Raw genomic sequence first — 15,355 nt, forward strand, 5'->3', positions numbered from 1 at the left:
CGCATGAGGGACAGCATCCCGTTCACGCCCGGCCGGGCACGCGGCTGCCACGCTGCCGCCCTGGTGCGCGCCGACGCCCTGAAGGGGGTCCCGTTCCGCATGAGCGAGCACATCGTGTCCGGGTCCGGTGGGAACACCGCCGAGCGAAGCGAGGCGGGGGCATGAGCTTGGTGCTGCGTTTCGCGGCCGGGTCCCACAAGGGTCTGATCCGGGAGGGCAACGAGGACTCCGGCTACGCCGGGCCGCGGCTGCTGGCCGTCGCCGACGGCATGGGCGGCGCGGCGGCCGGCGAGGTCGCCTCCTCCGAGGTGCTCGGTTCGATCGTCCGCCTGGACGAGGACATCCCGGGCGCCGACCTGCTCACCCTGCTCAAGGACGCGGTCCAGGGCGCCAACGACCGGCTGCGCCAGATGGTCGAGGAGGACCCGCAGCTCGAGGGCATGGGCTGCACCCTCACCGCGATGCTCTGGACCGGCCAGCGGATGGGCCTGGTCCACATCGGCGACTCCCGCGCCTACCTGCTGCGCGACGGCGCCCTGAGCCAGATCACCCAGGACCACACCTGGGTGCAGCGGCTGGTGGACGAGGGCCGGATCACCCCGGAGGAGGCCGAGACCCACCCGCAGCGCTCCCTGCTGATGCGCGCGCTGGACGGCCGCGGCCAGGTCGAGCCCGACCTGTCGATCCGCGACGTACGGGCCGGCGACCGCTACCTGATCTGCTCGGACGGCCTCTCCGGGCCGGTCAGCCACCAGACCCTGGAGGAGACGCTCGGGAGCTTCTACGCCCCGCAGCAGACCGTCCAGGAGCTGATCCAGCTGGCGCTGCGCGGAGGCGGCCCCGACAACATCACCTGCATCGTCGCGGACGTGATCGACGTCGGCGCCACCGACACCCTCAGCGGCCAGCTCGCCGACATCCCGGTGGTGGTCGGCGCGGTCGCCGACGCCCCGCCGTCCAGCGCGCACGACCAGGCCATCCTGAACACCCCGGCCGGCCGCGCCGCCGGTCTCGGCCGCCCGCCGCAGGGCCCGCAGGGCGCCTTCGGCCCGGCCAGCGGCTACGAGCAGCCGGGCTTCGGCCCGGCCGAGGGCTACGGCGACGGTTACGGCTACCCCGAGGGCGAGCCCCAGGGGGCCGGCTACGGCGAGGCGTACGACACGTACGGCACCCCGGAGCCGCAGCAGCCGTACCAGGACGACGACTACGAGGACGACGAGGACGCCCCGCGCCGCAAGGGCCGCGGACTGAAGATCTCGCTCGCCGTGGCCCTGGCACTCGGGCTGATCGGCGGGGCCGGCTGGTTCGGCTGGCAGTGGACCCAGGACCAGTACTACGTCGGTACCGACGGCGACCACGTCGCGGTCTACCGCGGCCTCAACCAGAACCTGGCCGGAATCAACATGTCGTCGGTGTACGAACGCCATGATGACGTCGAACTCAAGTTCCTGCCCGCCTACCAGCGCACCCAGGTGAGCAACACCATCCAGGCCAAGAGCCTGGACGACGCCCACGACCAGGTGAAGCGCCTCGCCGCCCAGGCGGAGATCTGCAAGAAGATCTCCGAGGGGGCGAAGCCCTCCGCCCAGCCACCGGCCGCCACCCCGAGCGCGAGCCCCAGCCCCGCGGCCGCCGGCAGCGCCATCGGGACCCAGAGCAACCCGGCCCCCGCGCAGGACGCCGCCCACCCGGCCGGCAGCCCCGGCGCCGCGCCGACCCTCAGCGAGCAGGAACAGCAGCTGGCCAACTCCTGCGCGACCCAGTAACCCCGGTCCCCGCACGGGCCCACTCAGCCGTCAGGGGGCGGTTACCACGTGAGCACCTTTGACCTGAGCAGCAGCCATGGCGGCGGTCGGCGCGGAGCCGACCGTCCCAGCGTCCGCTCCGGCATGCGCCCTGGGCGCCGTGCCAACACCACCATCACGCCCCAGGGCACGCCCAACCGGCGCAACACCGAACTGGTCCTGCTGGCCTTCGCGGTCCTCGTGCCGATCCTCGCCTACGCCAACGTCGGCCTCGCCATGGACAACCGGCTCCCCGCCGGCATGCTGGCGTACGGCGCCGGGATGGGGGCGCTCGCACTGGTCGCACACCTGGCGATGCGCCGCTTCGCGCCGTACGCCGACCCCCTGCTGCTGCCGCTGGGCACCCTGCTCAACGGACTCGGCCTGGTGATGATCTGGCGCCTCGACAAGGCCGGCAAGCTGCTGCGCGGCAACTTCCCCGCCGCGGCCAACCAGCTGATGTGGTCCGCACTCGGCATCGCCCTGTTCATCGGCGTGATCGTGGTGCTCAAGGACCACCGGATCCTGCAGCGCTACACCTACATCTCGATGGCCGTCGCCCTGGTGCTGCTCGCCGCGCCCGCCTTCTTCCCCTCCCGTGCCGAGGACTTCGGCGCCAAGATCTGGATCCGCTTCGGCAGCTTCTCGATCCAGCCCGGCGAGTTCGCCAAGATCATCCTGACCGTGTTCTTCGCCGGCTACCTGATGGTCAAGCGCGACGCCCTCGCCCTGGCCAGCCGCCGCTTCATGGGCCTGTACCTGCCGCGCGGACGCGACCTCGGCCCGATCATCGTGGTCTGGCTGCTCTCCATCCTGATCCTGGTCTTCGAGACCGACCTCGGCACCTCCTTCCTGTTCTTCGGCCTCTTCGTGGTGATGCTCTACGTCGCCACCGAACGCACCAGCTGGATCGTGGTCGGCCTGCTGCTCTCCTTCGGCGGCGCCGCCCTGGTCGCCACCTCCGAATCGCACGTCAAGACCCGCATCGACGCCTGGCTCGACCCGATGGCGGCCTTCTCGCCGCACCCCCCGCCCGGTTCCACCGAGCAGATCGGCCAGACCCTGATGGCCTTCGGCTCCGGCGGTGTCACCGGCACCGGCCTCGGCCAGGGCCGCTCCTGGCTGATCCAGTTCGCCGCCAAGAGCGACTTCATCCTCGGCTCCTTCGGCGAGGAACTCGGCCTCACCGGCATGATGGCGCTCTTCCTGCTCTACGCCCTGGTCGTCCAGCGCGGCCTGCGCACCGCCGTCGCCGCCCGCGACCCGTTCGGCAAGCTGCTCGCCGTCGGCCTCTCCTCGGCCTTCGCGCTCCAGGTCTTCGTGGTCGCCGGCGGCGTCACCGGACTGATCCCGCTCACCGGTATGACCATGCCGTTCCTCGCCCAGGGCGGGTCCTCGGTGGTCGCCAACTGGGCCCTGCTCGCCCTGCTGCTGAAGATAAGCGACAGCGCCCGGCGCCCCTCGGCGGAACCGACCCAGGCCGCCCAGTCGTGAATACCCCCACAGCGGACGTAAAGAAAGATGCGGTTGAATCAACCCCAGTGACCGCACGAAGGAGGCGAGGAGCCCAGTGAACAAGCCCATCCGACGGGTCTCGATCTTCTGTTTGGTCCTGATCCTCGCCCTGATGGTCCGGACCAACTGGGTCCAGGGCGTCCAGGCCGACGCCTGGGCGAGCAACAGCCACAACGACCGCAACAAGTACGACCGCTACGCCTACCCGCGCGGCAACATCATCGTGGCCGGGCAGCCGGTCACCAAGTCCGACTTCGTCAACGGTCTGCGCTACAAGTACAAGCGCGCCTGGATCGACGGTCCGCTGTACGCCCCGGTCACCGGCTACTCCTCCCAGGCCTACGACAGCACCCAGTTGGAGAAGCTGGAGGACGGCATCCTCTCCGGCACCGACTCCCGCCTGTTCTTCCGCAACACCCTCGACATGCTCACGGGCAAGCAGAAGCAGGGCGGCGACGTGGTCACCACGATCAACCCCAAGGCGCAGAAGGCCGCCTTCGACGGCCTGGGCAACAAGAAGGGCGCCGCCGTCGCCCTGGACCCGAAGACCGGCGCGATCCTCGCCCTGGTCTCCACCCCCTCGTACGACCCGTCCACCTTCGCCGGCGGCGACCCCGCCACGGACGGCAAGGCCTGGACCGCGCTCCAGAGCGACCCGAACAAGCCGATGCTCAACCGGGCGCTGAAGGAGACCTATCCGCCCGGCTCGACCTTCAAGCTGGTGACGGCCACCGCCGCGTTCGAGAACGGCATGTTCCAGGGGCCCGACGACAAGACCGACACCCCGAAGCCGTACATCCTGCCCGGCACCAAGACCGAGCTGAAGAACGACAGCGACGGCGAGCCCTGCGAGGGCGCCACCCTCAGGGACGCCATGGCGGTCTCCTGCAACACCGTCTACGGCAAGATCGGCGCCGACCTGGGCCGGGACAAGCTGCGGGCCGAGGCCGAGAAGTTCGGCTTCAACAACGACAAGATCGACATCCCGATCCGGGCCACCGCCAGCTACTTCCCCAAGAACTCCACCCCCGACGGCACCGCGATGGACGCCATCGGCCAGCACGACACCCGCGCCACCCCGCTGCAGATGGCCATGGTCGCCTCCGCCGTCGCCAACAACGGCACCCTGATGCAGCCGTACCTGGTCAGCGAGGAGCGCTCGGCCAACCTCACCCCCGTCTCCACGCACTCCGAGCACCAGTTCAGCCAGCCGATGAAGCCCGAGACGGCGCAGAAGCTGCAGCAGCTGATGGAGAGCGTGGTCAAGAACGGCACCGGCCAGAAGGCCCAGATCGACGGCGTCACGGTCGGCGGCAAGACCGGCACCGCCCAGCACGGCCAGGACAACTCCGGCCTGCCGTTCGCCTGGTTCGTCTCCTACGCCAAGGCCTCCGACGGCCAGCAGGTCGCGGTCGCCGTGGTGGTCGAGGACGGCGCCGCCTCCAGCAACGAGATCAGCGGCGGCAGCATCGCCGCGCCCATCGCCAAGTCGGTGATGGAGGCCGTTCTCAACAAGTAGGACCCGAAGAGTGGCCGCTGTACGGGTGGCGGTCTTGTCACAATGGGACGCGGCCGGTCGATACCGGTCTGGTCTCAGCCGGCCGCCTGTCCCGGCAGGTCCCGGCAGGACCGGTAGCGTATCCGCAGCAGCGGGTGTGCCCGCCGCTCGCCCACGTCGTCGCAGAACCATCACGACGGCGGACAGCGTCCAACAGAGCGTGCGCGGACACCTACGTCACATCCTCACCAGCTAGGTGAGGGAGAGGGTCGGAACTATGGAAGAGCCTCGTCGCCTCGGCGGCAGGTACGAGCTCGGCGGCGTCCTCGGACGCGGCGGCATGGCCGAGGTGTACCTCGCCCATGACACCCGACTCGGCCGCTCCGTCGCAGTGAAGACGCTCCGGGCCGACATGGCCAGGGATCCGTCGTTCCAGGCCCGCTTCCGCCGCGAAGCCCAGTCCGCGGCGTCCCTGAACCACCCCGCCATCGTCGCCGTCTATGACACCGGCGAGGACTACATCGACGGCATCTCCATTCCGTACATCGTGATGGAGTACGTCGAGGGGTCCACCCTGCGCGAACTGCTGCACTCCGGCCGCCGCCTGCTGCCCGAGCGCGCCCTGGAGATGACCATCGGCATCCTCCAGGCCCTGGAGTACTCCCACCGGGCCGGCATCGTCCACCGCGACATCAAGCCCGCCAACGTCATGCTCACCCGCCAGGGCAACGTCAAGGTCATGGACTTCGGCATCGCCCGTGCCATGGGTGACGCCGGCATGACGATGACCCAGACCTCCGCCGTCATCGGCACCGCCCAGTACCTCTCCCCCGAGCAGGCCAAGGGCGAGACCGTCGACGCCCGGTCCGACCTCTACTCCACCGGCTGCCTGCTCTACGAACTGCTCACCGTGCGCCCGCCGTTCATCGGCGACTCGCCGGTCGCCGTGGCCTACCAGCACGTCCGTGAGGAGGCCATGCCGCCCTCCTCGTACGACCCCGAGGTCCGCCCCGAGATCGACGCGATCGTGCTCAAGGCCCTCGCCAAGGAGCGCGACTACCGCTACCAGAGCGCCGACGAGATGCGCGACGACATCGAGCGCTTCCTCGACGGCCTCCCGGTCGCAGCCGCCCAGCAGGCCGCCGCCTTCGGCATGGGCGCCCCCGGCTACGGCTACGACCAGCAGGGCTTCCAGGCCCAGCACGACCCGTACGGCCAGACCAACCTGCTCCCGCAGCAGGGCGGTTCCGGGCCGACCACCATGATGGCCCCGGTCGGCGGACAGCAGTCCGGCTACGGCTACCAGGACGGCGGCGACGACGGCTACGAGTCGGGCGGCCGGCGCCAGGACCAGTCGAAGAAGGGCAGCACCTCCTGGATCATCCTGGGGATCGCGGCCGTGCTGGTGCTGGTCGGCGCGTACTTCGTGGTCGACGCCATGACCCAGTCGAACAACACCTCGGGCTCCAAGGTCACCGCGCCCAACCTGGTCGGCAAGTCGCTGAAGGACGCCCAGGCCGCCGCGGCCGCGGCGAGCCCCAAGCTCCAGGTGACCGCGGCCGACGCCGTGGCCTGCCCGGACAACAACATCCAGAAGGACGCGGTCTGCACACAGGACCCGGCCGCCGGCACCCAGGTCGACGTGAACACCCCGATCAAGGTGCACCTCTCCAGCGGCCCGGCCGCCGTCCCCGTCCCGGACGTCACCGGCAAGTCCCAGGACGACGCCAAGACCGCCCTGCAGAAGGCGGGCTTCACGGCCGGCAACGTGACCTACAAGAACGACGACAGCACCCCGCAGGACAAGGTCATCTCCCAGTCGGTCACCGGCAACGCCGCTCCGGGCACCTCGGTGGACCTGGTCGTCTCCTCGGGCAAGCAGCAGACCAACGTCCCCAGCGTGATCGGCCAGCAGGTCGACGCGGCCCGCCAGGCCCTGGAGAGCGCCAGCTTCACGGTCGCCGTCAAGTACACGGCGGCCCCCGACCCCAGCAAGGTCAACATCGTCTCGGACCAGGACCCTCCGGGGAACAGCAAGGCGGCCCAGGGTGCCAGGGTCACCTTGACCGTCTACAAGCAACCCGACAAGGTGCCCGTCCCAATCCTGGTGAACAAGACCTACAAGGCGGCCTTCGACGCCCTGAAGGCAGCGGGTCTGGTCCCGCAGGTGGTCATGGGCCCGGTGGACGAGAACGCCATCGTGATGAACGCCAACCCGGCGACCGGACAGGTCGACCCGGGCACCACCATCCAGCTCTGGACCAGGCCGGGTGACCCCCGGGGCAACAACAGCCCCACCGCGCCGGGTCAGACCCACTGATCACCGCACACACGCCGAAGGGGGCCGCCACCGCGGCCCCCTTCGCGTTGCCCCGCTACCGCCTGCCCGACCCCGGGTGCCGCCGCCTGCCGGGCCCCGGGGCGCCGCTCAGGGCGCACAGCATGTCCATCCGGCCGCCCAGGGTGCGCACCTCGCCCACCGTGTCCGCGAGCCGGACGCTCATCGCGGCCACCAGCGCCCGCTCCGTCTCCAGCCGGCGGACCAGGCGTGTGTAAGCCTCGCGCAGCTCGGCCAGCTCCGCCCGCGTCCCCGCCGCCGCCCGCTCGGCGATCTCCGCGACCATCGCCTCCGGCCAGGTGGCCGGGGCCTCGGCCAGGTCGAGCAGCTGGCGGCGGACCTGCCGCGCCACCTCGCTGTCCCGCAGCAGCATCGCCACGTTCAGCACCGCCCGACGGGGGAAGACCAACAGGCCGCGGCCCGGGGATTTTCTAGGGGTCATATTGACCCCTAGAAAATCCTGCAGGTCAGCGCCCTTCAGCAGTGCCATGCCGCTGTCCGTCAGCTCCTCGCGGTGGCGGCGGACCAGGGTCCGGACGGCCTCCTCGTCCACCTCGAAGTAGGTGGCCACCATGGACCGCGTCACATGCACCCCGTCCGGAAGCAACCGCAGCGCCCGGACCTTGTCCAGCACCTCGGTGCGCTCCACCAGGCTGCCGCGCATCGTGCGGGATTCGAGAAGTACGGCTTCGTGGTTCATCGGCGCTCGCCTCAACCCGTCGTCAGGCACCTGTTCTGCCGAACCTCCAACGACCCAGGTTGACGCCGCGTCACCTCTGCGGATGAGCGCACCGAGGCGCGCACCCCGCGCGCACCTCCTGCCACACGCCTCAGCGCAGCTCCGCCGGCGGGGTCCGCCTCGCGTCCACCTGATCCACCCTCACCAGGCTTCCCCAGACCGCCATCCGATACGTGGAGGTGTACACCGGGGTGCAGGTGGTCAGCGTGATGTACCGGCCTGGAGCGGTGTGGCCGGAGCCGGCCGGGACGGGGGCGATGACGCCCGTGTCGTACTTCGAGGTCCGCGGCAGCGTGCCGTCGACCCGGTAGACGTACCAGCGGTCCTTGGTCTCGACCACGATCGGGTCACCCTCGGCGAGCCGGTCGAGGTCGTGGAACTTGGCGCCGTGGCCGTCCCGGTGGGCGGCGAGGGCGAAGTTCCCCTGCTCCTCCCAGGGCATCGCGGCCCGGTACGGCTCCTCGTAGACCCCGGCCACGCCCTCGTCGAGCACCTCGCTGCCGGTGCCCATCCGAATCAGCACCTGGTAGTCCCGGCCGAGTGCGGGCAGGTGCAGGAAGCCCACCCCGTCCCCGGCCCGGTACACCGGGGGAGGAGCCTGCGCCGAGGTGCTGGGCAGCAGCGGGGCGGACCAGCTGCCGCGCAGCCGCTCCGCCTGCACCCCGGCCCGCCGGTCGGCGACCAGGTCCGTCCACCACAGCGAGTACCCGACGAACAGCGCAAGCACCAGACCGACGGTGATCAGCAGTTCCCCGGCCACGCCCGCCACCGCGCCCACCCGGCGGCGCCGCCCGCGCCGCCGGGTGGCCCGTGAAGGTCCACAGGGCCCCGACGGCTCCGAGGGTCCTGAGGGTCCGTCCAGCACGATGTCCACGCCGCCTCGCCCCTCGGGTACGGGTGCCTAACCGCCGGTCAGCGCAGGAGGCTGCCCCTGGCTCCGCGGCCGTTCCTCGACCATCTTGCCAAACACGATCAGCCTTCCCCGGGCACTGAACTCGGGTGTGCACGTCGTCATCGTGAGGTAACGACCCGGCTGGGTGAACGGCGACCCCTTCGGCACCGGCTGGAGCACCGTGACGTTGGACGGCGGCGTCTCCGGGATGCCGCCCGCCACCTCGTACGTGTAGAACGAGGTCGCGGTCTCCACCACGATCTTGTCCCCCGGCACCAGCTGCCCGATCTTCCGGAACGGCTGACCGTGCGTGGTCCGGTGCGCCGCGACCGCGAAGTTGCCGGTCTTGTCGGAGGGCATCGCGGTGCCGACGTAGTGCCCGACCAGGCCCTTGTCCAGCACCTGCTGCTTCCCGGTGCCCTCGGCGATCGGGTACGTGAGGCCGAGCTTGGGGATGTGGATGATCGCGAAGCCCTGGCCCGGTTCGAACGCCCCGGCGGGCTTGTCCGTACCGCCCGGGGTCGGTGTGGGCTGCGGCTTGCTCCACTGCTGTTCCAGCTTGCTGCGGGTGCCGTCGGCGGAGGCGTCCGCCTGCACGTTGGTCCACCACAGCTGGTAGGCGACGAAGAGCAGCATCACCACGCCGAGGGTGATGAACAGTTCGCCGACCAACCGGCCGAGCACCACCTGCTTGGACTCCTTGGGCCTGGGCTTCGGCCCGCTCGGCCGGCCAGCGGCCCGCCGCCGTCCGCTGCCCGAGCGCGCCGCGGCGCGGCGCCGCTCTGCCCGGGAACCGGGCGCGGCGGTGTCCGGGCCGGCCGGGTCCTCCCCGGGCACCGGCCGAAGCTTCAGTGTCTGTTCAGCAGGGGGCCAGGCGGACTCGCGGGCCGGCTCGTAGACGCCCCACTCGCCCGCGTCCGCGTCCCGCCCCGGTCCCGCCCCGGTCTGCGCGCCCCCCTCCGGGCGCAGCGTCGTCACCCCGTCAGCTCCGGCCGATCACCGGGGCGAGCCCGGCCGAGCGGGGCACCGCCTCCGGGAAGCCGCACTCCGCCAGCCAGTTGGCGAGCATCCGGTGCCCGCCCTCGGTGAGCACCGACTCCGGGTGGAACTGCACGCCCTCGACCAGGAGATCGCGGTGCCGCAGCCCCATGATCACGCCGCTGTCGGTCTGCGCGGTGACCACCAGGTGGTCCGGGACGGTGGCCGGCTCCACCGCGAGCGAGTGGTACCTGGTCGCGGTCATCGGCGAGGGCAGCCCCGCGAACACCCCGCCGTCCTCGTGCGTCACCGGCGAGACCTTGCCGTGCAGCAGCTCCGGCGCCCGGCCGACCACCGCCCCGTACGCCACCGCGATCGACTGCAGGCCCAGGCACACCCCGAAGACCGGCAGCCCGATCGACGCGCAGTGGCGCACCATCTCGATGCACACCCCGGCCTCCTCCGGCGCCCCGGGCCCGGGGGAGAGCAGCACCCCGTCGAATCCCAACTCGCCGTCACGGCGCACCGCGTGCTCGACCGTCACCTCGTCGTTGCGCACCACCTCGCAGGTGGCACCCAGCTGGTACAGGTACTGGACGAGGTTGAAGACGAAGCTGTCGTAGTTGTCCACCACGAGGATCCGTGGCGAACTTCCGGCGGAGGTCATACGCGCGCTACTCCTGAAGTGCGGTCCTGCCGGCCGGCAGGGGGGAAGAGCGGGAGAGCGGGGCCGGTCAGCCGGCTCCGCCTTGGTCCACCGTGACGTTCCCGAAGGGCAGCAGCGGCTCGGCCCACGGGAAGACGTACTGGAACAGGACGTAGACCACCCCGAGCACGAGCAGCACCGCGAGGACCAACCGGACCAGGGTGTTTCCCGGCAGATGCCGCCAGATCCAGCCGTACATGCCGCTCCTTCGGGTTCAGGTCGGTGTCAAGACTAGACCGCACCACCCGCCGGACAGGCCACATCGCCGGACTTGTCCACTACCGCGCCCCGGCGCCCGCCGACCGCCCGGGCCATTCGCCCGCTAACCGTCCGCCGAGTGCAGATCGACACTGCCCGCGTACCCCGGCAGGGTCAGCCCGGTGCTCTCCTGCACCTTCCAGCCGAGCCCGTACGCGGCGACGTACTTGAGGTAGTTGCCGATCGCCGGATCGGCGTTGACCGCCGCCCGCAGCGCGTCGGTGCGACCGACCGCCCTGATCACGTACGGCGGCGAGTAGACCCGGCCCTGCAGCAGCAGGGTGTTGCCGACGCAGCGGACCGCACTGGTGGCGATGAGCCGCTGGTCCATCACCTGGACGCCCTCCGCACCCCCGCGCCACAGCGCGTTCACCACGGCCTGGATGTCCTGCTGGTGGATCACCAGATCGTTGACCCCCGGCTCGGGGACGCCCGGGATGCGCGCGGTGGCGTCCGGTGGGGCGTCGTTGAGCGTGACGACCAGGCCCGGGCCCTTCAGCGGCTCCAGCCCGGCGGCCCCGCGCAGCGGATCGAGACGGCCCGTGTCGGACGGGCCCGCCTGCTGCTTGGCGAGGACGTCGGCACGGTGCTGGAGATCGGTCAGCTGCGCCTGGAGCTGCTGGTTCTGGGTGCTGCGCTGGCGTATCACGTCGCTCATGCGCAGCAGCGAGTTGTCGGTGCGCAGATCGGTGCCGTGGGCGGTCTCCGCGCTGATGTAGAAGAGCAGACCGGCCAGGGCGAAAACGGTGCAGGTCAGGGCGCGTCCGACAATTCGGGTGCCGGGGCGGCGAGCAGCGCCGGAACCCCGGGGAATCGTGAAATTCGGCACCGTACCCTTATCTCCCTCAGACCCGGCGAGCCACTACGCTAACGGACGCAGGTGGCATGTGCGGAGCGCCCTGTCCGGAACGTCCCCAGGTTCGTCTGGCGGAGGTCCGGACCGATCGTTCCCCCCGCACAGACCGGTCGCCACCGCCGCCCGCCCCGCTGCACCCTGCGCGGTCACAGCGCATCGACAGGAGAACCCCTCGTGCCGAAGTCTCGACTCCGCAAGAAGTCCGACTACACCCCGCCGACGACGGCCACGGTGAAGATCAGCTCCGGACGCAGCTGGGTCGCACCGCTGATGCTGGCGCTGTTCCTGATCGGCCTGGTGTGGATCGTCACCTACTACGTGACCAGCGGCACCTGGCCCGTCCAGAGCTGGGGCAACTGGAACATTCTGGCCGGTTTCGGATTCATCGCCGCCGGCTTCGGCGTCTCCACCCAGTGGAAGTAAGTCCTATTTGACCTGTTTCCAGCACCGCTTCGGGCTCCGACCCGGAGCGGTGCTGCTTCCTGCGCTCAACTCGGCCCGGGCCATCGCACCGTACGTTTATCCACACAGTTATCCACACTGGGGAAAAGTCGCCCCAGCCTGTGGATAACTTCTGCCCCACACCCGGTGGAAAGCGTCCGTGCGACTCGATAAAGACACAGCTGGACGCGCGTAGAAGCGATATCCCCAGCCAGTCCTCCACACGGGCTGTGCACAGCCCCGTGCACGCTGTGGACAACCGGGCGCACCACCGCCGCGCGGCTCGCCGCTCACACCCCGAGCCGGGCCGTCTCCACCACCACGAGCAGCACGCAGAGCCCGAGCATCCCGGCCACCGTCAACCCCTGTACCAGGCCGCGGTGCGCCCGAGGGGCGTACATCAGGCCCACTCCGGTGACGGCCCCGGCCACCAGGCCGCCGACATGGGCGCGCCAGTCGATGTACGGCACCGAGAAGGTGATCACCAGGTTGAAGACCAGCAGCGCCATCAGCGGCGCCAGCGGCGTCCTGGTGGCCCGGAACAGCACCGCGGTGGCTCCCAGCAGCCCGAAGATCGCCCCGGAGGCCCCCATCGAGTAGAGGCTGCCCCCGGAGACCAGGTACGCGAAGGCGTTGCCCGCCAGTCCCGAGACGGCGTACAGGCCGGTGAAGCGCAGCCGGCCCAGCATCCGCTCCAGGTTGGGGCCGATCACCCAGAGCGAGACCATGTTCATCACCAGGTGCAGCGGCCCGGTGTGCACGAAGGCGGCGGTCACCAGCCGGTACCACTGGTCCGGCCCGGCCGCGACGCCGTACGGCTGGAACCAGTAGGGCGGGACCAGGCTGTGCAGGGAGAGCGTCTCCTTCAGCTCCGGGCGCAGGTACTCGGTCAACAGGAAGACCGCGGCGTTGATCCCGATGAGGATCTTGGTGATCAGCACGCCGTCCTGGGCGTGCACACCGCCGAAGCGGGTGCGGGCCTGCGTCCGCACGGCCTCCTGGCGGGTGCCCCGCACACAGTCCGGGCAGTGGAAGCCCACCGAGGCACTCACCATGCACTCCGGGCAGATCGCGCGCCCGCAGCGGGCGCAGGCGATGCCGGTCTCCCGCTCGGGGTGCCGATAGCAGCGGGACAGGCCCGAGGCCGCCTCGGGCTGTGGTCGGGCCGACTCGTCCGGGAGCATCCGGGGTTTCCCTCCTCAAGAGCGATCCCGGCGACACCGCCGAGAACGGGGTACCGCCGGGACCGTCAAGGCTACTGCCGACGCACCCCGCCTCCCAGCGTTTCGGCCGGTCGGACACCGGCGGGCACCGTAACCGGCCGGCCCCGGCGGCGGGGGAACTCCACCGGCTCGATGCCGGCGCCCCGCCCGCGACCGGCCATGACCCGCGTACGGCCCAATCCGGCGTGCCAGAGGGACAAAACCCAATGCATGATCTCCAAGCAGGTGGAAATGTGCATAAAGGACGCCACCCAGGAGGAGAAGCTCGTGACCCACTCAACTCGTGAGACGGCCGGCCGGACCAGGGACACACTGGCGCCCTATGCCACCACCGCCAAGGTGACCGCGCTGCACTACGCCGACGAGGCCAAGCACCGGCTCGGGCCCGCTCTGGAGGCGCTGGGCCCCAAGGTCAGCTCGGCCGGTACCCAGGCCAGGGCCCAGGCTGCACACGCCACCAAGGCCGCCCGCACCCACTACACCAAGCACGTCGCCCCGCAGCTGGAACAGGCGTTCTCCGCGCTGCCACCGCAGGCCCAGCAGAACGCCCTGAAGGCCGTCCACCGGGCCCAGGAGGCCGCCCTGGCCGCCCGCCATTCCGCCGGCAAGGCCGCCGACGCCGCCAGGACGAACGTCGCCCCCCGGGTCTCCGACGCCATCGGCGGCGCGCGCGCCACCATCGTCCCGGCCGCCCAGGAGGCACAGAACCGCGGCGCTGCCGCCCTGGCCGCCCTGCACGGCAACGTCAGCTCCGCCGAGATCGCCGAGATCGCCGCCAGGAACGCCAAGCGCAGCGCCCGCTGCCGACGCGGCTGGACCACCGGCCTCGCCGTCGCGGGCAGCCTGGCGATCGGCGCCGGCGTGGTCGCCTGGCAGTGGTGGCACCGCCAGAGCAACCCGGAATGGCTGGTCGAACCCCCCGGCAGCACCGCCGGCGCACCGACCGCCGAACCCCAGCTCAACGGCTCGGGCCCGCGGGAACAGGCCACCGACCAGCCCGACGGCCAACCCACCGACCCGACGCCCGGCCCGACGCCCGGCAAGCCCGCCCCCGACGACCGGCCCAAGCCGCACGACCCGCGCAAACCGCACTGACCCCGCACCACCCGGACGCGGAACCCGTGCGGATCACCCGCCGACCCCACCGAAAACACCAAACGGCCGCTGACCTGATCCCAGGTCAGCGGCCGATTCCAGGTGGAGCTTAGGAGATTCGAACTCCTGACATCTGCCTTGCAAAGGCAGCGCTCTACCAACTGAGCTAAAGCCCCGTACGGTGTGCTGCGCATAGCCTACCCGGTCCCGCCGGAAATCTTCAGCAGGGATCCGTACCGCAGCCACACAGTGCGGGTGGGCCCCGGCCGTCGAGGCCGGGGCCCACCCACCGGAGACCACGTCCGGTCTCCGGAAGATCATCCGTTTGGAAGATCGTCCAGTGTCTCAGCGGGCGCCGGCCGGGACCGGGTCGGTGGCCTCGGTCCACAGGTCCTGCTCGGCGCGGTCCGCCTGGACCTGACGGTAGACAAAGAAGCCGCCGAGGGCGACCAGGGCGACCAGGAGAAGCTTCTTCACCGCGGGACCTCGTCCTTCTTGCTTGCTTGTGGACTCAGCAGGGCTCTCCCCCGGGAGAGATCGCTCGCGAGTCCTCTGGTGTACGAGCACGAACCAGCGGCCGGGGTCGCAGACCGCCTTGCGGCTGATGATACACACCGGTAACGGCTGACCGAGCGGCCCCCGCCAGGTCCAACCGCCCGATCTCCGGGCCTGATTGACGCCCCGCCCCGCCCCGGCCGGCCGACCGGCGACACACCCGTCCACGGCCCCACCTGGGCGTACCGCTCCGCCCCGCTCCCACAAGGCGCACGCGGCGATTCCTGACGGAGCCGGGCGCCGCTCACCGCCGCCGGGGCGGGCGGGCGCCGAGTCGCGCCAGGCCGCTGCGCAACTCGGCCGGGTTGCTCTCGAGCTCCTCGCGATGCCGTTGGACGAGCCCGTTGAGAGAACGCCAGAAGGCCCGGAGTGGATGTCCACTCCGGGCCTTCTGCGCCGGTGGGCCTAACAGGACTTGAACCTGTGGCCTCTTCCTTATCAGGGAAGCGCTCTAACCGTCTGAGCTATAGGCCCTTG

Annotated in this window: 15 protein-coding genes and 2 tRNA genes; 7 read left to right on the forward strand and 10 right to left on the reverse strand. The window is 70.8% G+C overall.

Annotated elements, in window-relative coordinates:
- Positions 1-3 precede the first annotated feature (3 nt).
- The 5 genes from ACWDAK_RS18565 (at position 4) to pknB (ending at position 7,117) form a co-directional block, all read left to right on the forward strand.
- The gene (locus tag ACWDAK_RS18565) at positions 4-165 is read left to right on the forward strand and encodes a hypothetical protein (RefSeq protein WP_344638991.1); all 162 of its coding nucleotides are present in this window, start codon (positions 4-6) and stop codon (positions 163-165) included.
- Positions 162-1,766 carry a PP2C family protein-serine/threonine phosphatase gene (locus ACWDAK_RS18570; RefSeq protein ID WP_344638992.1) on the forward strand — a complete coding sequence of 535 codons (1,605 nt, stop codon included), beginning with the start codon at positions 162-164 and terminating at the stop codon, positions 1,764-1,766. The genes ACWDAK_RS18565 and ACWDAK_RS18570 overlap by 4 nt, the downstream gene beginning before the upstream one ends.
- 123 nt (positions 1,767-1,889) lie before the next feature.
- Positions 1,890-3,278, forward strand: coding sequence for an FtsW/RodA/SpoVE family cell cycle protein (locus ACWDAK_RS18575; RefSeq protein WP_344639050.1), 1,389 nt, complete (start codon positions 1,890-1,892; stop codon positions 3,276-3,278).
- Positions 3,279-3,354: 76 nt separating this feature from the next.
- Entirely contained in the window at positions 3,355-4,818 is a 1,464-nt protein-coding gene (locus tag ACWDAK_RS18580) for a peptidoglycan D,D-transpeptidase FtsI family protein (protein WP_344638993.1), read from the forward strand.
- A gap of 256 nt (positions 4,819-5,074) precedes the next feature.
- On the forward strand, positions 5,075-7,117 hold the full coding sequence (gene pknB, locus ACWDAK_RS18585; RefSeq protein WP_344638994.1) for a Stk1 family PASTA domain-containing Ser/Thr kinase: 2,043 nt from the start codon (positions 5,075-5,077) through the stop codon (positions 7,115-7,117).
- A gap of 55 nt (positions 7,118-7,172) precedes the next feature.
- On the opposite strand, the gene ACWDAK_RS18590 is transcribed toward pknB, so the two are convergent.
- From ACWDAK_RS18590 to ACWDAK_RS18615, 6 genes are all read right to left on the reverse strand, one after another.
- Positions 7,173-7,835 (reverse strand): hypothetical protein, encoded by a 663-nt coding sequence (locus ACWDAK_RS18590; protein WP_344638995.1) that lies wholly within the window; start codon positions 7,833-7,835, stop codon positions 7,173-7,175.
- A 130-nt stretch (positions 7,836-7,965) separates the two neighbouring features.
- On the reverse strand, positions 7,966-8,742 hold the full coding sequence (locus tag ACWDAK_RS18595; protein WP_425557784.1) for a class E sortase: 777 nt from the start codon (positions 8,740-8,742) through the stop codon (positions 7,966-7,968).
- Positions 8,743-8,775: 33 nt separating this feature from the next.
- Entirely contained in the window at positions 8,776-9,744 is a 969-nt protein-coding gene (locus ACWDAK_RS18600) for a class E sortase (protein WP_427393916.1), read from the reverse strand.
- Positions 9,745-9,748: 4 nt separating this feature from the next.
- A complete protein-coding gene (locus tag ACWDAK_RS18605) occupies positions 9,749-10,411 on the reverse strand; it encodes an aminodeoxychorismate/anthranilate synthase component II (protein WP_344638998.1) in 663 nt (220 codons plus the stop codon).
- A gap of 67 nt (positions 10,412-10,478) precedes the next feature.
- Positions 10,479-10,649, reverse strand: a complete 171-nt coding sequence (locus ACWDAK_RS18610) for a hypothetical protein (RefSeq protein ID WP_344638999.1) — start codon at positions 10,647-10,649, stop codon at positions 10,479-10,481.
- Positions 10,650-10,772: 123 nt separating this feature from the next.
- Complete coding sequence (locus tag ACWDAK_RS18615) at positions 10,773-11,522, reverse strand: DUF881 domain-containing protein (protein ID WP_344639051.1); 750 nt, start codon at positions 11,520-11,522, stop codon at positions 10,773-10,775.
- Positions 11,523-11,738: 216 nt separating this feature from the next.
- Between ACWDAK_RS18615 and crgA the strand changes: the two genes are divergently transcribed.
- Positions 11,739-11,987: a cell division protein CrgA gene (gene crgA / locus ACWDAK_RS18620; RefSeq protein WP_344639000.1), complete on the forward strand. Its 249-nt coding sequence runs from the start codon at positions 11,739-11,741 to the stop codon at positions 11,985-11,987.
- A gap of 308 nt (positions 11,988-12,295) precedes the next feature.
- Here the strand turns inward: crgA and ACWDAK_RS18625 are convergent, their stop codons facing one another.
- Positions 12,296-13,189, reverse strand: coding sequence for a rhomboid family intramembrane serine protease (locus ACWDAK_RS18625; RefSeq protein WP_344639001.1), 894 nt, complete (start codon positions 13,187-13,189; stop codon positions 12,296-12,298).
- Positions 13,190-13,438: 249 nt separating this feature from the next.
- Between ACWDAK_RS18625 and ACWDAK_RS18630 the strand changes: the two genes are divergently transcribed.
- Positions 13,439-14,323, forward strand: a complete 885-nt coding sequence (locus tag ACWDAK_RS18630) for a DUF5324 family protein (RefSeq protein ID WP_344639002.1) — start codon at positions 13,439-13,441, stop codon at positions 14,321-14,323.
- Between the two features lie 103 nt (positions 14,324-14,426).
- Here the strand turns inward: ACWDAK_RS18630 and ACWDAK_RS18635 are convergent.
- From ACWDAK_RS18635 to ACWDAK_RS18645, 3 genes are all read right to left on the reverse strand, one after another.
- Positions 14,427-14,499, reverse strand: a tRNA-Ala gene (locus ACWDAK_RS18635).
- Between the two features lie 169 nt (positions 14,500-14,668).
- The gene (locus ACWDAK_RS18640; RefSeq protein ID WP_211785814.1) at positions 14,669-14,800 is read right to left on the reverse strand and encodes a DLW-39 family protein; all 132 of its coding nucleotides are present in this window, start codon (positions 14,798-14,800) and stop codon (positions 14,669-14,671) included.
- A gap of 478 nt (positions 14,801-15,278) precedes the next feature.
- Positions 15,279-15,352: transfer RNA gene (locus ACWDAK_RS18645), tRNA-Ile, on the reverse strand.
- Positions 15,353-15,355 lie beyond the last annotated feature (3 nt).

The organism is Kitasatospora sp. NPDC001175, from assembly GCF_053598215.1.

Coding starts and splice junctions, on each gene's coding strand:
- ACWDAK_RS18610 (WP_344638999.1), bottom strand. CDS start 10,649: ATGTACGGCTGGATCTGGCGGCATCTGCCGGGAAACACCCTGGTCCGG.
- ACWDAK_RS18630 (WP_344639002.1), top strand. CDS start 13,439: ATGATCTCCAAGCAGGTGGAAATGTGCATAAAGGACGCCACCCAGGAG.
- ACWDAK_RS18565 (WP_344638991.1), top strand. CDS start 4: ATGAGGGACAGCATCCCGTTCACGCCCGGCCGGGCACGCGGCTGCCAC.
- ACWDAK_RS18605 (WP_344638998.1), bottom strand. CDS start 10,411: ATGACCTCCGCCGGAAGTTCGCCACGGATCCTCGTGGTGGACAACTAC.
- ACWDAK_RS18570 (WP_344638992.1), top strand. CDS start 162: ATGAGCTTGGTGCTGCGTTTCGCGGCCGGGTCCCACAAGGGTCTGATC.
- pknB (WP_344638994.1), top strand. CDS start 5,075: ATGGAAGAGCCTCGTCGCCTCGGCGGCAGGTACGAGCTCGGCGGCGTC.
- ACWDAK_RS18575 (WP_344639050.1), top strand. CDS start 1,890: ATGCGCCCTGGGCGCCGTGCCAACACCACCATCACGCCCCAGGGCACG.
- ACWDAK_RS18625 (WP_344639001.1), bottom strand. CDS start 13,189: ATGCTCCCGGACGAGTCGGCCCGACCACAGCCCGAGGCGGCCTCGGGC.
- ACWDAK_RS18590 (WP_344638995.1), bottom strand. CDS start 7,835: ATGAACCACGAAGCCGTACTTCTCGAATCCCGCACGATGCGCGGCAGC.